The organism is Bradyrhizobium sp. LA6.8, from assembly GCF_040547935.1.
Classification (GTDB): domain Bacteria; phylum Pseudomonadota; class Alphaproteobacteria; order Rhizobiales; family Xanthobacteraceae; genus Bradyrhizobium; species Bradyrhizobium barranii.
Genome location: NZ_JBEPQQ010000001.1, coordinates 998,110 through 1,013,290 on the forward strand (window position 1 = coordinate 998,110; position 15,181 = coordinate 1,013,290).

The following is a 15,181-nucleotide window of genomic DNA, read 5'->3' on the forward strand; positions in this document are numbered from 1 at the left end:
ATGGAACCGGAATATATTCGTTCATAGGAATTGCCCCAATAAAGAAAGTTGTTCTGGCTGCGGCTGGCTCGTTGCTGTTCGTCACCGCTGCGTCGGCGGCTGACATGGCCCCGCGTTACACCAAGGCTCCTGTCGTGGCGCCGGTCTACAATTGGGGCGGTCTCTATCTCGGTATCAACGGTGGCGGCGGTTCTGCGCACACCTGCTGGGACATCTTCAACGATTCCGGCTTCCCGATCGTGCCGTCAGTTCCCGAGGGGTGCCACAACGCGACAGGCGCCACCGTCGGTGGACAGATCGGCTATCGCTGGCAGGCGACCAACTGGGTGTTCGGCCTGGAGGCGCAGGGCAACTGGGCCGATTTCAGGGGCAGCAACGCGAGCCAGTATGCCGTCTTTGGTACCACCTCTCTCCTCAACGACGTCACCAAGGTCGACGCCTTCGGCCTGTTCACGGGGCAGGTCGGATACGCCTTCAACAACGTGCTGCTCTATGCCAAGGGCGGTGCCGCCGTCGTTCACGACAAATACTCGCTCACGCTGACGCCGGCTGGCGCGGCCGCTCTCGCGCCGTTCTTCGCCGTTGTCGCTGGCCAGACCGGCGCTGTCGGCTCCGAGACGCGCTGGGGAGGGACCGTCGGCGCGGGAATCGAGTTCGGCTTTGCGCCGGGCTGGTCCGTCGCCGTCGAATACGATCATCTGTTCATGGGCAGCCGGGACGTGACCACGAACACTATTGCGCCCTTTGCCGCGCCGCCAAGCACCCACCGCATCAGCCAGGACATCGACATCGGCACGGTGCGTGTGAACTACACGTTCGGCGGACCGGTGGTCGCGAACTACTGAACGGTTCGAGAGCTTGAACGCGAAGGCCCCGGTCATGCGCCGGGGCCTTTTGGTTTGGGACGAAGTCTTTCGGCAGAGAGAAGGCCAGACCCTCACCTGAGGAGCGCGCTCTTCGCGCGCGTCTCGAAGGGCGAGGCCACCGGCCGGGCCTGCATCCTTCGAGACGCGCGTTTCGCGCTCCTCAGGATGAGGAATAGGTAGCCGCGTTAGCCGTTTGACGGCTCGCTACCGCCACCTTCTATGCAGCCACAGCCACTGCTCGGGATGCTCGCGCACCCAGCTTTCCACCACGCTCGTGATCGCCTGCGTCGTGCCCTGGATGTCGATCTTGCCGTCGGCGTCGCGCACCGGCTTGATCTCTTCGGTCAGCTCGCCGCGGAAGCGGTTGCCGGGCAGGCGGATGATGCGGACGCCGTGGATCGGGCATTCGACCTGACGCAGCAGGCGCGCCAGCATCGGGTTGGCGCGGGTCTTGCGGCCGAAGAAGGTGACCTCGACGCCACCGGTCAGATACTGATCGATCAGCATGGCGACGTGCTTGCCGTCCTTCAGCGCCTGCGCGAGCCGCAGCGGCGCATCGCGCCCCGCGGGGATCAGCGTGCCCATGTTGACCTGGCGCATCTCCTGGATGATGCGATCGGCAGAGGCGATGTTCGGCCGGCGATAGAGGATCGCAGTGTCCAGCCCATGGGCGACGGCGGCGAGCGCCGGCAATTCCCAGTTGGCGAGATGCGCAGCGAAGATCAGCGCGGGCTTGCCGTCGTCGCGGATCTGGTCGAACAGCTCGATGCCGCGCTGGGGCAATTCGATCCGGCTCTTTTCCGGATGATCGCGGTCGTAATCCCAGACCTGGTCCATATGGGCGAATTCGGCGCCGACGCGGCCGAGATTGTCCCAGACGCCCATCAGGATCTCTTCGATCTCTTCGGGCGACTTCTCCGGAAAGGCCGCGGTGAGATTGGCGCGGCCGATGCGGTGCTCGCGCAGGCGCGGGCCGATTGTCTTCACCACGCGGGAGAAGAAGTCCGAGGTCTTGGCCGGATCGAAATAGCGCGTGGTGCGCAGCATGCCGACGGTGGCGGCGCCGATCAGGCTTCCGCCGATCGACTTGGCGGCCTCCCGCGCGCGGGCCTTCGTGCTCGCAGGAAGCAGCGCCATGCGTCCGGTCAGGCCGGTTCGCGGGTCAGGATCAGCGAGGCGTTCTGGCCGCCGAAGCCGAACGAGTTCGACATCACAGCCGTGACGCGGGCATCGCGCGCCTTGTTGCCGACGACGTCGAACAGGATCGTGGGATCCGGATTGTCGTAGTTGATCGTCGGCGGAATGCGCTGATGCTCGAGGGTGAGCAGCGAGAAGATCGCTTCGACCGCGCCCGCGGCCGAGATGGTGTGGCCGACCATCGACTTGTTGGAGGTGACCGGGATCTTCTGCGCGAGATCGCCGAACACGGCCGATGTCGTGTTGAACTCCATCTTGTCGTTCTCGGGCGTCGCGGTGCCGTGCGCGTTGATGTGGTCGATCTGGTCCGGCGTCATGCCGGCATCGGCCAGCGTCTTGTTCATGCAGCCGATGATCGGCTTGCCATCAGGCGAAGAGCGGGTGCGGTGGAAGGAATCGGTGAGCTCGCCGCAGCCGGCGATCACGCCGAGGATTTTTGCGCCGCGCGCGGTCGCTGCTTCGTAGCTTTCCAGCACGAGGGCGCCGGCGCCTTCGGCCATGACAAAACCGTCGCGGTTCTTGGAGAAGGGGCGGGAGGCCGCCTGCGGCGGATCGTTCTGGGTCGACAGCGCCGAGAGCAGCGAGAACCGCACGAGAGCTTCGGGGTTCACGGTGCCGTCGGTTGCCACGCACAGCGCGGCATCGGTCTCGCCGCGGCGGATCGCCTCGACGCCGAGCTGGATCGAGGTCGCGCCCGAGGCGCAGGCCGTCGACAGCGAGATCGGCGAGCCCTTGGTGCCGAAGGTCTCGGCGAGATAAGCTGCTACCGAGCCGAACATGAAGCGGTGGTGATAGGCGCTGTACTTGCCGCCGCCGGAGATGCGCAGCAGATCGTCATAGGTGATATCCTGCGCGCCGACGGCACGGCCGAGCTCACGGCGCTGCGGCCACTCGACTTCGACCGGTGCAACCGCAAGGAAGAGCGGACCGGGGAAATCGGCCTTGGCGCCGATGCCGGCCTGCGCGAGCGCTTCCTGCGTGACGAGCTCAGCCATCCGCTCGGACAGGCCGGTGGAGGAGAACGGATCGACGCTGACGAAATCGACCGTGCCGGCCATCGTCGTCCTCAGGCCGTCGACCGGAAAGCGCGTGATGGTGCGGATGCCGGATTCGCCGGCCACGAGCTTCGCCCAATTGTCGGCCTTGCCGTTGCCGAGCGAGGTCATGATGCCCATGCCGGTGACGACGACGACGGGCCGCCCGAGTTTGTCGCGTGGTGCAGTCATGTCGATCCCCCGATTGAGCTAGAGCATCCGCCAAAGCGCGACGCGCTTCAGCTTACGGCCTCGACCAGAGCCATGCCCTCGCCGCGCCAGTGTCCGGCCCCCACCACCACAATCTGGGTGGGCGCGCCCTGCATTTCAATCTCGGTCCCGGTGGAATCGTTCGGCGGGAACAGCGCACCGCGCGAGATCGACAGCGCCGCGAGCGCGATGCCAAGCGGGAATTGCGTTTCCATGGCGTGGCCGAACATCGTGCCGGTCGAACGCACCGGGAAGTCAGCATGGCCCTTCAGGAAGCCGCGCTCCTCTGACGTCGCGGGCTCCGCGCCGGTCGCGCCCGATATGATCGCGCCCTTGCCCTCGCGCCTGGGCAGCTTTTCCCAAAGCTTCTCCAGCGTCGCGGCCGTGTCGCCGGGTTGCTTGCGCCGGGCGAGGTCGGCAACGACGCTCGACAGCTTTGCGAACGGCTTTGCGCCGCGCGCTTCCGCGTGCGCCTTCGATTCCAGCACCAGGAACGCGCCGGCAGATCCCAACGCGAAACCGGGGTGATCCTTGCGCGCCCACACCGGAGCAAACTTGTCTTTCAGGTTGAAGTCGCCGAATTCGTAGAGGACCATCAGGTCTTTGCGCTCGCCATTGTGGGAGCCGCCGATCAGCGCGATGTCGCTCTCGCCCGAGGCGATGCGCGCGAGCGCAATGCGCGCCGCATCGGCACCCGCGACCTCTTCGCCCATGAAAGTGCGCGAGGTGCCGCCGAGACCGTGCACGATGGCGATGTTGCCGGCGAGCAGGTTCGAGAGCTGGGCCAGGAACAGCGTCGGCCTGAGATCGCTCATCAGCCGTTCGTTGAGGAAGCCGGGCGCATTGGCGCCCTTGACCTCGGCCGTGAGCACGCCGGAGTCGACATTGAGGTCGCGCTCGCCGCCGCCGGCGGCCACCACCATGTCGATCTTCGACAGGATGTCCTTGTTGCCCTTGATCCCGGCGGAATCGAGCGCAAGGCCCGCGGCATAGGTGCCGATGCGCTGCCAGGCTTCCATCTGGCGCTGGTCGCCCTTCTTCGGGATCTGGCTGTCGAAGGTCACAGGCATCAGGGGATGCACGATGCAGGGCGCAAAGCCCTTCTCGTCGACATTGATGCGCTTGTCCTGAAGCGCGGCCCAGTTGGCGTCCAGGCCTTCGCCGAGCGAGGTGGCAAGGCCAATGCCGGTGATCCAGACTTCCGTCTGGCCGGGCTTCGAAGCAGTGTCAGTCATGGCGATCCGGCCTGTTGCGGGAAGCCGACGCGTTTGGCGACCGCGTCCATGAAGCCGCGCATATCCGCATTGGGGAAGGGGATCTGCGTGAAGGTGAGCGTCGAATTCGCGCGCAGCTTACCGCCGACCTTGATCTTGGCCTCGGTCACCGCATAGCCCGAGCCCTGATGCGACAAGGTCGCCTCGATGGTCATGAGATCGCCGGGGAAGACCGAGCCGCGGACCTTGGCCTCCTTGACGGCGGCCAGGATCGGCATGCGCTCGAACTTGAGCACGCCGAGCTGAAGCCAGCCCGAGGCCTGGGCCATCGATTCGATCAGGAGCACGCCGGGCATCAGGGGATAGCCCGGGAAATGCCCCTCGAAGATCGTGCTCTCCTTGGGGACCAGGGCTTCGACGACAATCGTCTTCGCGTCGACGTTGAGGTCGACGACGCGATCGATCATGTGGAAGTATTCGAGTTGCATGACCGCGCGCTTAGGCGCTCGCGCCCTTGGCCGCAACCAGTTCGTCGATGCGGGCGCACAGATTTTTCAGCACGAAATACTGCTCGGTGGTCGCCTTGCCGTCGTTGACCTCCTGGGTCCACTTTTCCAGCGGCAGCTTGATGCCGAACTGCTTGTCGATCGCGAACGCGATGTCCAGGAAATCGAGGCTGTCGATGCCGAGGTCATCGATGGCGTGGCTATCCGGCGTGATCGTGTCGCGCGGGATGTCGCAGGTTTCAGCGATGATCGTAGCGACCTGATCGAATGTGGAGGACATCACTAAGCCTTTGATATATTGCTGATATTTGTCTGAGGTTCCAGAGTGGAACGGTGGGTGGGCATCGCGCCCCGATGACGCCCTCAACCCCCCCTCTGGCCGGGTCGAAAGCCCGTATATCGGAGCGCCGCCCTGAGTTCAATGGAGCCGGGCGCCCCCGGCGACAGGGCTGGGGATGCCGTCGGCGGCCCCTTCGGCCGGGGGACGAGCCTAGATATGGGGCGTCGTGATCTTGGCACAGTCGCGGCGGCCCATCAGCACGCAATCCTGGGTACGGCGCAGGTCGGCAATGCTCACCGCGAGCCAGATCCCGATTGCGGTCAGCGCGATGGTGAAGGCGAGCGCCGCGATATTGGCGAGCATGCGGTGGCGGAAATTGTCCGGTTCCGGGCGGGGCTTCTCGTAGCGCGACAGGTCGAGCGGTTCGGGCGCGACGCGCAGCGGCTGCACGGTACCGCTGCCCCGTTGGACCGGCGGGGGAGACGCGTTGCGCGGCCTGAACTGGAGCACCCGGTGCTCGTCATCCGAGCTGATGGGCCGCTGTGTTTTCATGGTGAGGGGATCACTCCGAAGCAGCGGTTTTTAGATAGCATACGTCGTGAATGCCTTGCAGAAAATCTTCTCAACGCGCACGTGCATTGCGCTTTCGCACTATCTTGCATGGCATCTTTCCGGAACGGCTCGCGAGCGAGCGCGCCGCCGGCTGTCAGGTCGGTGACAGGAAGCGGAGGTTGCGTTGCAGCAACAACCCCGAAGCATGCATCGCCGGCTCTCGTGAACATCTGCTTGTGATCTCCGCGGCCGGATCGAACGCATTTTGCCACCGCGGGGCCCATGGCATAATCAAGGGAACCGGACCACCGGTTGCAACCATGTGAGGGGCCTTCATCATGACCACCACCAACGCGCGCGAACCGAGAGTGCATCCGGTGCCGATCCTGTCGCTCCGGCCGACGCAGATGACGGTCGGCATGCGCGAGGTCAAGGAGAAGCGCAAGCGCTGGCGCGAGCACGGCAAGAAGAAGCAGGCCGACCTGCTCGGCAATCACATGATCCCCGTCGTCTACGGACCGGACCAGCGCTACTACGTGATCGACCATCATCATCTCGGCCGCGCATTGCACGACGAGGGCGTCAAGGAAGTGCTGGTGACCGTGGTCGGCGATCTCAGAATGGTCGAGCGCGAGGCTTTCTGGGGCGTGATGGACAACAAGCGCTGGGTCTACCCTTACGATTCCAAGGGCGAGCGGCGGCCGTTCCGCGATCTGCCGAGATCGGTCGTCGATCTCAAGGACGATCCGTTCCGGAGCCTTGCCGGCGAGCTCCGCCGCATGGGCGGCTTCGCCAAGGATACCACGCCGTTCTCGGAATTCCTGTGGGCCGACTTTCTGCGCCGGAAACTGACGCGCAAGGCAGTCGATGCCAATTTCGACAAGGCGCTCGAGAAGGCCCTGTCCGCGGCCAAGAGCAAGGACGCTATCTATCTGCCCGGCTGGTGCGGGCCGGCGGATGACGATTAGGCGCAACCGCTCGCATCAGTCGCGCTGAAAGATCTTGGCGCCGGGGTAGACGCGCCGGGCGTAGCTCACGACCAGCGCGCGGTCCTGGGTTGCCAGGAAGGGCGTTCGGATCTGGCACGAGCCGACGACGAGGTGCCATAGACCATTGAGCTTCCGGATGACGACGTTCATTTGAGCAATCCTCGATGACTCCGCATTGCTGCGAATACTGCTTATCGCGGCAGTCTTGCGATTCATGATCGTGGCCGCTGGCGTGAAATTCCCGGTACCGCTCGCGACCGTCGCAAGACAACGACGATGATCATTAGTTGGTTACGGCGCGGCGGCCCGAGAAGCCGGATCTCATCACAGCCGCTTGAGCGAAGTCATTTTCCGCAGGGATGAAACCGTCCTGAAACAGAGCCACCCCACCTCTGTGGGGTAGTCGAGCTCACACAGGAGGCCGAAATGCGCCGTCTGGTTTTCGTAATCGCCTTGCTCGCAGTCGCCACAGCAGGAATCTCGGCATCGTTTGCTGCAGTTCGCCACGCCAAGACGCTGACATTCTCCGAGCGCTTTGCTCCGGCGCTCGAGTTGATGGCGCAGCGCTAGCGGTGTAGTGCCTCGCAGTCGCCGCTACGCAACGGTGGGACGATCACTTCTGGTGCTGCGGGCCGGGTGAGGACAGAAGGCGTTCGATCTCGGCGGCTGCCTCGCCGTTGCGCGCCTTCTGCAACAGTGTGTGGCGTTCGGTGCCGGCTGGCAGCTTCTTGGCCGCGGCCCGGGCGTCCTGCGTGAACTTGTTCAGGCGCTCCTGGAGTGACAGGGCCGGTCGCGTGCGGTTGCGTTTCTTGGTCATGGCTGGACCTTTCCGGCGCGAAGCCAACCATGGGGAGGCGAGTGGCGTCCTTAACTTTTGTTGGAACCGGGGGCGTGGATCGCGGGTTTTTCATTGCAGCGGCGCCTCTGCGCCAGGGATTGCAGTACAGGTCCCATCTCATACCAACCGGAGCTAGCTCGCGTGCCCAGCGATACGATCCGTGCTGCGCTTGTCAGGCGTTTGCGTACATCTTCCGGCATCTCGGACGACGACGTGAAGGAGATCGAGGCGCTCCCGATTGCGGTTCGTCAATATTCGGCGGAGGCGCCCGTGGTGCGCGACGGCGAGCGCGCAACCGATTGCTGCCTGATCGCAGATGGCTTCTGTGCGCGTTCTAAGACGATAGCAAGCGGCAAGCGTCAGATCCTCTCCATCCACATCCCCGGCGAGATCCCTGACCTGATGAGCCTGTTCCTGCATGTGATGGATCACGACTTGTCGACGCTGACGGCGTGCACGCTCGGCTTCATCAGTCACGAAACGCTGCGAAAATTGCACCAGCGCAGTCCAAGCGTCGCCGAGATGTTCTGGCGAGACACGCTGATCGACGCCGCCATGTTTCGCGAATGGATCGTCAATGTCGGCCAGCGTCCCGCGCCCGCAAGGCTTGCCCATGTCATGATCGAGCTGCGCGAACGCCTCCGGGTCATCGAGCGTCTTGACGGCAACAGCTTCGAGATGCCGCTGACCCAGGAGCAGATCGGCGAAGCTCTGGGAATCACCGGGGTGCACGCCAACCGCGTGATCAAGCAGTTGCGGCAGGAGGGCATCGTCGAGCTGCACCGCGGCCGCGTCACGGTGCTGGACGAGCGGAAATTTCTGGAACTTGCCGATTTCGACGGCCGTTACCTGCATCAGTCGCCAATGCTTTGAGGCGCGCAGGCGACTTGACCTACCGCAAATTCGTATCGGTGCAGGGCGCTATGGTCCGTCGGCATGATTGCCGAACCGGTGTTGCCTGAATGTCGAGGGCGCAGGTGGCTCCGCGTCATGCTGACCCGGAGGCATCACCGTGAGCGCAATCTTTCGCATTCTCTTCATCGTTGCCGGTGCCATCACCGCGCTATTCGTCGCGCGCGACGCCCTGAATTTCACGATCATCCAGACCTTCGTTGCCGTTCTGCTCGTCACCGCCATCGTCGGTGTCGGAAGCTTCTGGAGCCAGCGACGGAAAACGTGACGGGTGTGAGAGCCGCGTGCTGGCGCAGCCGGCTAGGTCCGCGGCGGCGCGTCCGGAGACGTCTCCGCGGTGTGCGCATCCTCCTTCCCGCCGAGCACGCGGTGCAACCGTCGCTCGATGTGGCGGCCCACCGTCAGCAGCACGAAGGCGAGCGCCAGCGCGACGGTGACGATCTTCCACTGTCCGGCGCCGCAGACGATGCCGATGCAGGCCGCGAGAAAGGTACAGGCGGCGCTGGTCAGTCCGCGGACGCGAAATCCCATGCTTTGATGCACGATGACGCCGGCACCGAGAAAGCCGATGCCGGTGAGGATGCCCTGGATGACGCGGCTGGTGGCATCGGCGACCTTGGTTGGCTCGGCGAGCTGCAGGGCGAGCAGAACCACGGTCGCCGTGGAGAGCCCGACGATGCCGAGCGTCTTCAGCCCGATCGGCTTGCCGTGCAGGTCGCGGTCGAGGCCGATCGCGCCGGCGGCGACGGTCGCGGCACCGAGACGAGCAAGGATTTCGGGCCAGTCGAGCTCCGTCATTTTTTCGGCAAGCGCCCCATCAGGTAAAACTCCTCGTTCGGCCTCATGCCGGTGAAGTTTGCCAGCCGGTTGGACAGCGCGAAGAAGGCGGAGATCGCGGCAATGTCCCAGATGTCGTCGTCGCTGAAGCCGTGCGGTGCAAGCGCCGCGAAGTCCTCCTCGGAGACGCGCTGCGCCTCGGCCGAGACCTTCATCGCGAAATCGAGCATCGCCTTTTGCCGCGGCGTGATGTCGGCCTTGCGGTAGTTCACAGCGACCTGGTCGGCGATCAGCGGGTTCTTGGCGCGAATGCGCAGGATCGCGCCGTGCGCGATCACGCAATACTGGCACTGGTTGGCCGCCGAGGTCGCGACCACGATCATCTCGCGTTCGGCCTTGGTGAGGCCGCCGTCCTTCTCCATCAGCGCGTCGTGATAGGCGAAGAACGCGCGGAACTCGTCGGGCCGGTAGGCCAGCGTCAGGAACACGTTCGGCACGAAGCCGCTCTTCTCCTGCACGGCGAGCAGGCGCGTGCGGATGTCGTCGGGGAGCGTGTCGAGGGCGGGTGCGGGGAAGCGTTGTGAAGGAGGAGGGGACATGACGATGTTCCGGATGGGGCTCTCGGGGAAACGCGGAACATAGTCGATCGCAGTCCTTCGCGCAAAGCGCTTGCGCGGACTACATCCTGGCTAGTGCAGAGAGAGCCGAGGCTCTCAAAGAGTCTTCAAATATTCGAGGAGTGCCTTCTTTTCGTCGTCGCGCAAGCGCGTGCCATAGTCATGCCCGCATCGGCTGTTTCCTGAATTGAGGTCATTGCAATCGGTGACCGGACGATTTGGCCCCTCTTGTGTGACGTCAAGACCAACATTTTTGATGTCGTATCTCGCGCCAACTTTGAATTGTGACATACGCTTCGCAGGCGGTACGAGCAATTCCGCCAATGTCGGCACCGAGCCGTTGTGCAAGTAAGGCGCCGCGGCCCAAATTCCCTCCAGCACGCGAGCTTCATACTTGCCTCTTTTGAGGGTGCGCTTGAAGAACGTCCAAGGCTCGATCGTCAGGCTTTCCGGCGGTCCCGATGGTTGCGCGCTGGGCGGTTCGGCGGAGGCCCGTGCCGGAGCCGGTGACGCTGGCAGCGGAGACTTGGACGCGGTGCGTGCCACTTGCCCGTTGCGAGGCAAGGAGGAGCCAAAGCCGTCACCGGCACCGAGCTCGCTCCCCAGAGACAGCTTATAGTTCAGAATCGTACCGGCGACTGCGCTGAACATCATGTGGACGGCGTAATCCTCTTCCTCGAGATCCCTGGCGACCCCCGGGGTGCCTGCTCCCTTCAGCGCGCCGGTCTTCACTCTCCAACCGAGCTCATCGAATTGACGAGTGTCGGTGCCGACGTTCTTGAGCGGCGTCTCCCACGTCGTAGCAAACAAGTCACGCAGGGCGTGTATCTCCTTCTTCTCGTGACACCCGTCACTGCAGTGTCTTTGGTAGAGTTTTTGACCTTCGTCAGCCAGTTTCTTGTCGAAAGGCCATTCCCGTGGCCATTTTGGCGGACCCATCTTCAAGACCAGTTTCTCGAGTCTTTCCAGCCCATCGAAGTTGATGGAGTTGGCGTAGTCGAAGAATAAGCCGAGCGAACGCTTTTTTGGTTCGAAGTTGGCGAACGCCAGAGCCTGCCCGGTGTTCCGGGCAAGTGCAAAAACGCGGTTTCCATTCGACACAAAACCGGCCCAGTCGGTTTGGTTCTGCATCGGTGTATTCCACAGGAAAGGATACCGCACCGGAGCGTCGGCAATCCTCATGTTTTCCTTGATCAAAAAATCAGGCGGCGGCCCAACGTCGGTGCCGGATATGCGGTTGAAGATGATCCCGACGGCGTCCAGCCGCCCAGGCCCCCAGCCGACTGGCGGCAATGTACCGGCCACGAATGCATGGAAGCGCAGGTGCCATGCATCAACCCTCTGACGTAGTGCGTCAACATCGGCATCAGAAGGTATCGCAGGTTGGGAGACGGCCGCAGCAAATGCAGCGAATGCCGTCTTGCTGGCGGTTGCGTCTCCTACCGCCTTGTCCAGGTCGCTCAGGAACTCCTGGAAATCCATAAAGGCCGGACCGCCATCGATGCGGTACGTCTTGCCCTCCACTTCAACCTGCCGCGTGTGACACGCGGAGCATGTTATCCCGACCATCGGGGACTCTGCGGGACCTGTGGTGTGGAGGCCGACGGGGAGGTTGGCCTTATTGTCCGGATTTGGGAGAAAGCCGTATCGGGTCAGACCATCCGAGAGGAACGGTTGTCCGTCCTTCGCTTTCAATGCCCGTAACCACGTGAGGTTGATTAAGCGGGAGCCTTGGTCGCGCGTGTAGTAGTCAGCCCTGTCTTCCGCTGTCCAATTCGGGCCTTGGTAGACATATATTGTATCGCCGAGAGCGGTCTCAATTCCCGAACTTGCGGCGACGACCAGCGCAAAGCGAATGAGGAAAGCGACACGACGCATCGCATGACCCTCCATGAACTACAAATGAACCACCCGTTTTCTCGAAACCAGAATCTGTGGAGTTAAGCGGAGCTGGGCGAGACGCAGCTCGCCCGGTAGCGACGAGAGCTGTCAGAAATAGCCGCCGGATGCTCGAGATTGTACTTCTTGGCAAAGTCCCGTCAAGGTCGTTGCTCCAAGCCGGAGCTCCGGATTGCGTGCCACGCCCGTTGAGCGCGGCGAGCCCGCGACACGGGCCCCGGTGAACTGGTGTGTCTCGACACGAGCGGCCTTGCTAAACCGCGAGCCGGGATCCGTCCCAGGCAACAATGCCAAACTGATCGCAAATCGCGTGCATCTCGGCGAGATCCTCAACGACGCGGGCGGTGCCAGGCTTCGCCTCGGCGAGCAGTCGCGCCCTCAAACCAAGACATTCGACAATCAGCCATGGATTCCTGATGGTCCTGGCGATGGAAAGAGCATCATCCAAGGAGCTCAGGCCACGTTCGCATTTCCTGTCCCGAACGAGAGCCTCAGCGTAACCCGCATAGAGAAGGCAGAGCTCGATCTGGCCTGTCCGCAGATGCGTGCCGCTCTCCATACAAGCGTCTATCAGGTCGACAGCCTGATGCGCCTGGCCTGTTCGTGCCAGAGCGGTCGCCATTGCTCCGGTCAGGTTGGCCTTGCTGGCATCGTAGCCGTTACGTTCGACGATCTCCCTTGCAATCGACAAGCATTCCACAGCCTGGTCATTTCGATGAAGCATGAGGAGATTTCGCCCCATCGTAATGCGGGCGAGCACTTGCCCATATGAATCCTGTTCACGAACTGCGATCTCCAATGCACGCAATGCGAATCCGAGCGCCTCCGCATATTGACCTGTTGCATTCATGAACCAGCTCCTGAATGCCAAAACCGTGCATTTTGGACCGGCTGGGGTCCCGAGACGGGCAGTCTCGAGTTCTCCTGTGAGCATTTCATTCAGTTCGTCCATCGCCGCAATCGCGCGATGGACGTGGCCCATGCTGTGCAACACATTTGCCATGATGGTCTGATTTGAAAATATGAGTGCGGTCGATTTCAGCGCTCGAGCCGTTCTCAATCCCTCGCTCGTTATTTGCAGCCCTTCTTCATACCGGCCCTCAAACCAGTAGACCATTCCGAGTTGCGACTGGACGCTGCACACGTGAGCAATCCTGCCTTGGCGCCGCGCCAGCTCCAACGTTCGTGGCAAATGCATATTTACTTTTTTGAATTCGCCGAGTTGCAGCATTGAAGCGAAGCTCATTCGACCGAAGTCGACATATTTTTCTTCGGCGGCTTCCCCAAGACGCTCGACGAGCTTGAGCGCCCGGTCGTATATCAAACTGAGCGATGAGGCTGCGGCGTTCCGGCGCGCTTCGACGGCGGCGTCCCAGAGATAGCCAAGTGCAGCATTAGCATCTCCGGCTTCCTCTGCATGAAAGGCCAACTGTTCGTAACGACCATCCAGATTCGGGTAACGCCGAATGATCGCCTGGACAGCGGCCTGGTGGATTTCCAGACGCCGGCCACGCGGTATCGTGTTTGCACAGGCCTCGGCGATGATCTGATGCCGGAAACGCACGGAGTTACCCGCAAGCGGATGGACAAAAGCAAATCGGGCAAGCTCGAACAACGCAGTCAGCAGCTCGCCTACGTCCACGCCGAGCACCGTCGTGGCCAATTGGATTTCGACCTCCTGTCCCAGCAGGCTGAGCGTCTGCACGAACGCCTTCAACTTCGGAGAAAGCCGTTGCAGCCGCGCATGAATCACGGACTCGACGCTCTGAGGCAGCGAATGTTCGCTCGTTGCGTTCGTCGCGTCCGCCGAACGCAAGAACTCTTCCAATACGAAGGGGACGCCGTCGGCGCGATCGATTGCTCTCGCAAACACGGTCGGGGATCGAGTTTTCGGCCACAATTGGCGTCCCAAAGCCTCCATGTTGGCCCGCGACAGCGGTTGCAGATGAATGAGCGAGTCCGCAATCTCCATGGACTGGTCTGATGATTCCGGACGTCCGGTCAGCAATATGCAAAGCGGCTTTGGGGTACTTGCGCGCGCGAGCAATTTCAGGAAATGGCGGCTTTCCGGATCGATCCACTGGAGGTCTTCGATTAGCAACAGAGTTGGTCTATCAAGCGCCAATGCGAGGAAGGCATTGACAAGTGCACGTGCAATTTGCGTTTGCGTATTGTCGGTCAATCGTTGGCGAGAGGACGCTTTTCCGGCGATGAATAGGGCTTCGAGCTTTCTGCGATCGGCTGCCTCGATCTGCAGTTCCGCGAGAGCCTCACGAATATGTGCATCCGAAGATGAGCTGTTTGCAGCGAGCATGTCGCCCACCAAGGTGCGGGCGGCGGCGAATGCGGTGGCACGTTTCTGTACGCCGCCATAAAAGACGCAGCATCTCACGTCGGATGTCAGTGCCTCGGTCATTACGGCTGTCGCAAGGCGGCTCTTGCCGATACCTGGTTCGCCCAGCAGGGTGACGGAGCAGCTTTTGGCGCCCGGGCGCGGGAGGAGCTCCCGAAGCGCCGCAAGTTCGTCGACCCGATTCACGATCGGATTTTGATAGCGGCTGGCGATTTCGTTGTGATCGACATCGTCCGGCCGGGCATTCAGCGTGTAGGCCTCGATGACCCGATCGGCGATTCCCGAAGTCGTCTTGTGTGCCGTAAGTTCGAGTGGCGATCGGCACAGCTTTGCGGTTTCGGCGCTAACCCTGATCTCGCCTGCCGCTGCTTCCTGCTGCAGCTTGGCAGCAACGTGCACAGTCGCTCCGGCAACGTCGAAGCGGGCGATGGCATTTTTGCCGCCTATGCGTAAGCCGACCAGGCCGGAGTGAAGTCCGACGCGAAAATTGACCGGATCTCCCCTGGGGCCGGACGACTGGCTATGACTCTGAATGTCCCAGGCTGCGATGCACGCACGATCCGCATGATCCTCATATGCGGTTGGCCAGCCGAATATGGCAATGCCACCGTCTCCCGCATAGTGGACAATCTGTCCCCCGAGACGCTCCACGGAGTTGCGGATGTGATCCAGCCACTGGTCCAAAAACGCTTGAGCTTCATCGGGGTCGCAAGCCGCGATGTGGCGAGTTGAACCCACCATGTCGACGGCGAGCACCGTTATGATGTTGCGATCCGCAATATTGGCACCGCCCACGGACATCCTCGCGCCCCGCGTGCTCAAACCGGCTCCAAAAGGCAAGGGTAGCACGAAGGACAAGCCTTGGGCTATCCGCGAGACGCGGCCTCGATCCGCGATATCCGGGGCATTCCCCGTCTTTCACGACTGTTCGTTGTTC

At 62.5% G+C, this 15,181-nt stretch carries 17 protein-coding genes; 5 read left to right on the forward strand and 12 right to left on the reverse strand.

The annotated features are described in order from the left end of the window. The first annotated feature begins 38 nt into the window (after window positions 1-38). Window positions 39-845 (forward strand): outer membrane protein, encoded by an 807-nt coding sequence (locus ABIA90_RS04300; RefSeq protein WP_354117630.1) that lies wholly within the window; start codon window positions 39-41, stop codon window positions 843-845. Window positions 846-1,070: 225 nt separating this feature from the next. Here the strand turns inward: ABIA90_RS04300 and ABIA90_RS04305 are convergent, their stop codons facing one another. The 6 genes from ABIA90_RS04305 to ABIA90_RS04330 form a co-directional block, all read right to left on the reverse strand. Further along, entirely contained in the window at window positions 1,071-2,003 is a 933-nt protein-coding gene (locus ABIA90_RS04305; RefSeq protein ID WP_354117406.1) for a lipid A biosynthesis lauroyl acyltransferase, read from the reverse strand. Window positions 2,004-2,011: 8 nt separating this feature from the next. Next, entirely contained in the window at window positions 2,012-3,289 is a 1,278-nt protein-coding gene (locus tag ABIA90_RS04310; RefSeq protein ID WP_063983968.1) for a beta-ketoacyl-ACP synthase, read from the reverse strand. A 47-nt stretch (window positions 3,290-3,336) separates the two neighbouring features. Next, window positions 3,337-4,542: a beta-ketoacyl-ACP synthase gene (locus ABIA90_RS04315; protein WP_063983967.1), complete on the reverse strand. Its 1,206-nt coding sequence runs from the start codon at window positions 4,540-4,542 to the stop codon at window positions 3,337-3,339. Beyond that, a complete protein-coding gene (locus ABIA90_RS04320) occupies window positions 4,539-5,009 on the reverse strand; it encodes a 3-hydroxyacyl-ACP dehydratase FabZ family protein (protein ID WP_063983966.1) in 471 nt (156 codons plus the stop codon). The genes ABIA90_RS04315 and ABIA90_RS04320 overlap by 4 nt, the downstream gene beginning before the upstream one ends. Before the next feature lie 10 nt (window positions 5,010-5,019). After that, complete coding sequence (locus tag ABIA90_RS04325; RefSeq protein ID WP_007592476.1) at window positions 5,020-5,307, reverse strand: acyl carrier protein; 288 nt, start codon at window positions 5,305-5,307, stop codon at window positions 5,020-5,022. A 210-nt stretch (window positions 5,308-5,517) separates the two neighbouring features. Next, window positions 5,518-5,859 carry a hypothetical protein gene (locus tag ABIA90_RS04330; RefSeq protein ID WP_063983965.1) on the reverse strand — a complete coding sequence of 114 codons (342 nt, stop codon included), beginning with the start codon at window positions 5,857-5,859 and terminating at the stop codon, window positions 5,518-5,520. 338 nt (window positions 5,860-6,197) lie between these two features. On the opposite strand from ABIA90_RS04330, the gene ABIA90_RS04335 reads away from it, so the two are divergent. Beyond that, complete coding sequence (locus ABIA90_RS04335) at window positions 6,198-6,827, forward strand: ParB-like protein (RefSeq protein ID WP_028146676.1); 630 nt, start codon at window positions 6,198-6,200, stop codon at window positions 6,825-6,827. Window positions 6,828-6,842: 15 nt separating this feature from the next. On the opposite strand, the gene ABIA90_RS04340 is transcribed toward ABIA90_RS04335, so the two are convergent. Further along, window positions 6,843-6,998: a hypothetical protein gene (locus tag ABIA90_RS04340; protein ID WP_166352319.1), complete on the reverse strand. Its 156-nt coding sequence runs from the start codon at window positions 6,996-6,998 to the stop codon at window positions 6,843-6,845. A 276-nt stretch (window positions 6,999-7,274) separates the two neighbouring features. Here ABIA90_RS04340 and ABIA90_RS04345 point away from each other — a divergent pair, with 276 nt between their 5' ends. Continuing rightward, window positions 7,275-7,418 (forward strand): hypothetical protein, encoded by a 144-nt coding sequence (locus ABIA90_RS04345; RefSeq protein ID WP_166094525.1) that lies wholly within the window; start codon window positions 7,275-7,277, stop codon window positions 7,416-7,418. 43 nt (window positions 7,419-7,461) lie between these two features. On the opposite strand, the gene ABIA90_RS04350 is transcribed toward ABIA90_RS04345, so the two are convergent. Beyond that, window positions 7,462-7,665 carry a hypothetical protein gene (locus ABIA90_RS04350; RefSeq protein WP_354117407.1) on the reverse strand — a complete coding sequence of 68 codons (204 nt, stop codon included), beginning with the start codon at window positions 7,663-7,665 and terminating at the stop codon, window positions 7,462-7,464. 162 nt (window positions 7,666-7,827) lie between these two features. Here ABIA90_RS04350 and ABIA90_RS04355 point away from each other — a divergent pair, with 162 nt between their 5' ends. After that, window positions 7,828-8,559, forward strand: coding sequence for a Crp/Fnr family transcriptional regulator (locus tag ABIA90_RS04355; RefSeq protein WP_354117408.1), 732 nt, complete (start codon window positions 7,828-7,830; stop codon window positions 8,557-8,559). A 139-nt stretch (window positions 8,560-8,698) separates the two neighbouring features. After that, on the forward strand, window positions 8,699-8,866 hold the full coding sequence (locus ABIA90_RS04360) for a hypothetical protein (RefSeq protein ID WP_166094532.1): 168 nt from the start codon (window positions 8,699-8,701) through the stop codon (window positions 8,864-8,866). 32 nt (window positions 8,867-8,898) lie between these two features. Here ABIA90_RS04360 and ABIA90_RS04365 read toward each other — a convergent pair whose 3' ends face one another. From ABIA90_RS04365 to ABIA90_RS04380, 4 genes are all read right to left on the reverse strand, one after another. Further along, window positions 8,899-9,396 (reverse strand): MgtC/SapB family protein, encoded by a 498-nt coding sequence (locus ABIA90_RS04365; protein ID WP_354117409.1) that lies wholly within the window; start codon window positions 9,394-9,396, stop codon window positions 8,899-8,901. Beyond that, window positions 9,393-9,974: a peroxidase-related enzyme gene (locus tag ABIA90_RS04370; RefSeq protein ID WP_354117410.1), complete on the reverse strand. Its 582-nt coding sequence runs from the start codon at window positions 9,972-9,974 to the stop codon at window positions 9,393-9,395. Before ABIA90_RS04370 ends, ABIA90_RS04365 begins: the two co-directional genes overlap by 4 nt. Window positions 9,975-10,088: 114 nt before the next feature. Continuing rightward, window positions 10,089-11,870, reverse strand: coding sequence for a di-heme-cytochrome C peroxidase (locus ABIA90_RS04375; RefSeq protein ID WP_354117411.1), 1,782 nt, complete (start codon window positions 11,868-11,870; stop codon window positions 10,089-10,091). 274 nt (window positions 11,871-12,144) lie between these two features. Further along, the gene (locus ABIA90_RS04380) at window positions 12,145-15,039 is read right to left on the reverse strand and encodes an ATP-binding protein (protein WP_354117412.1); all 2,895 of its coding nucleotides are present in this window, start codon (window positions 15,037-15,039) and stop codon (window positions 12,145-12,147) included. Window positions 15,040-15,181: the final 142 nt, after the last annotated feature.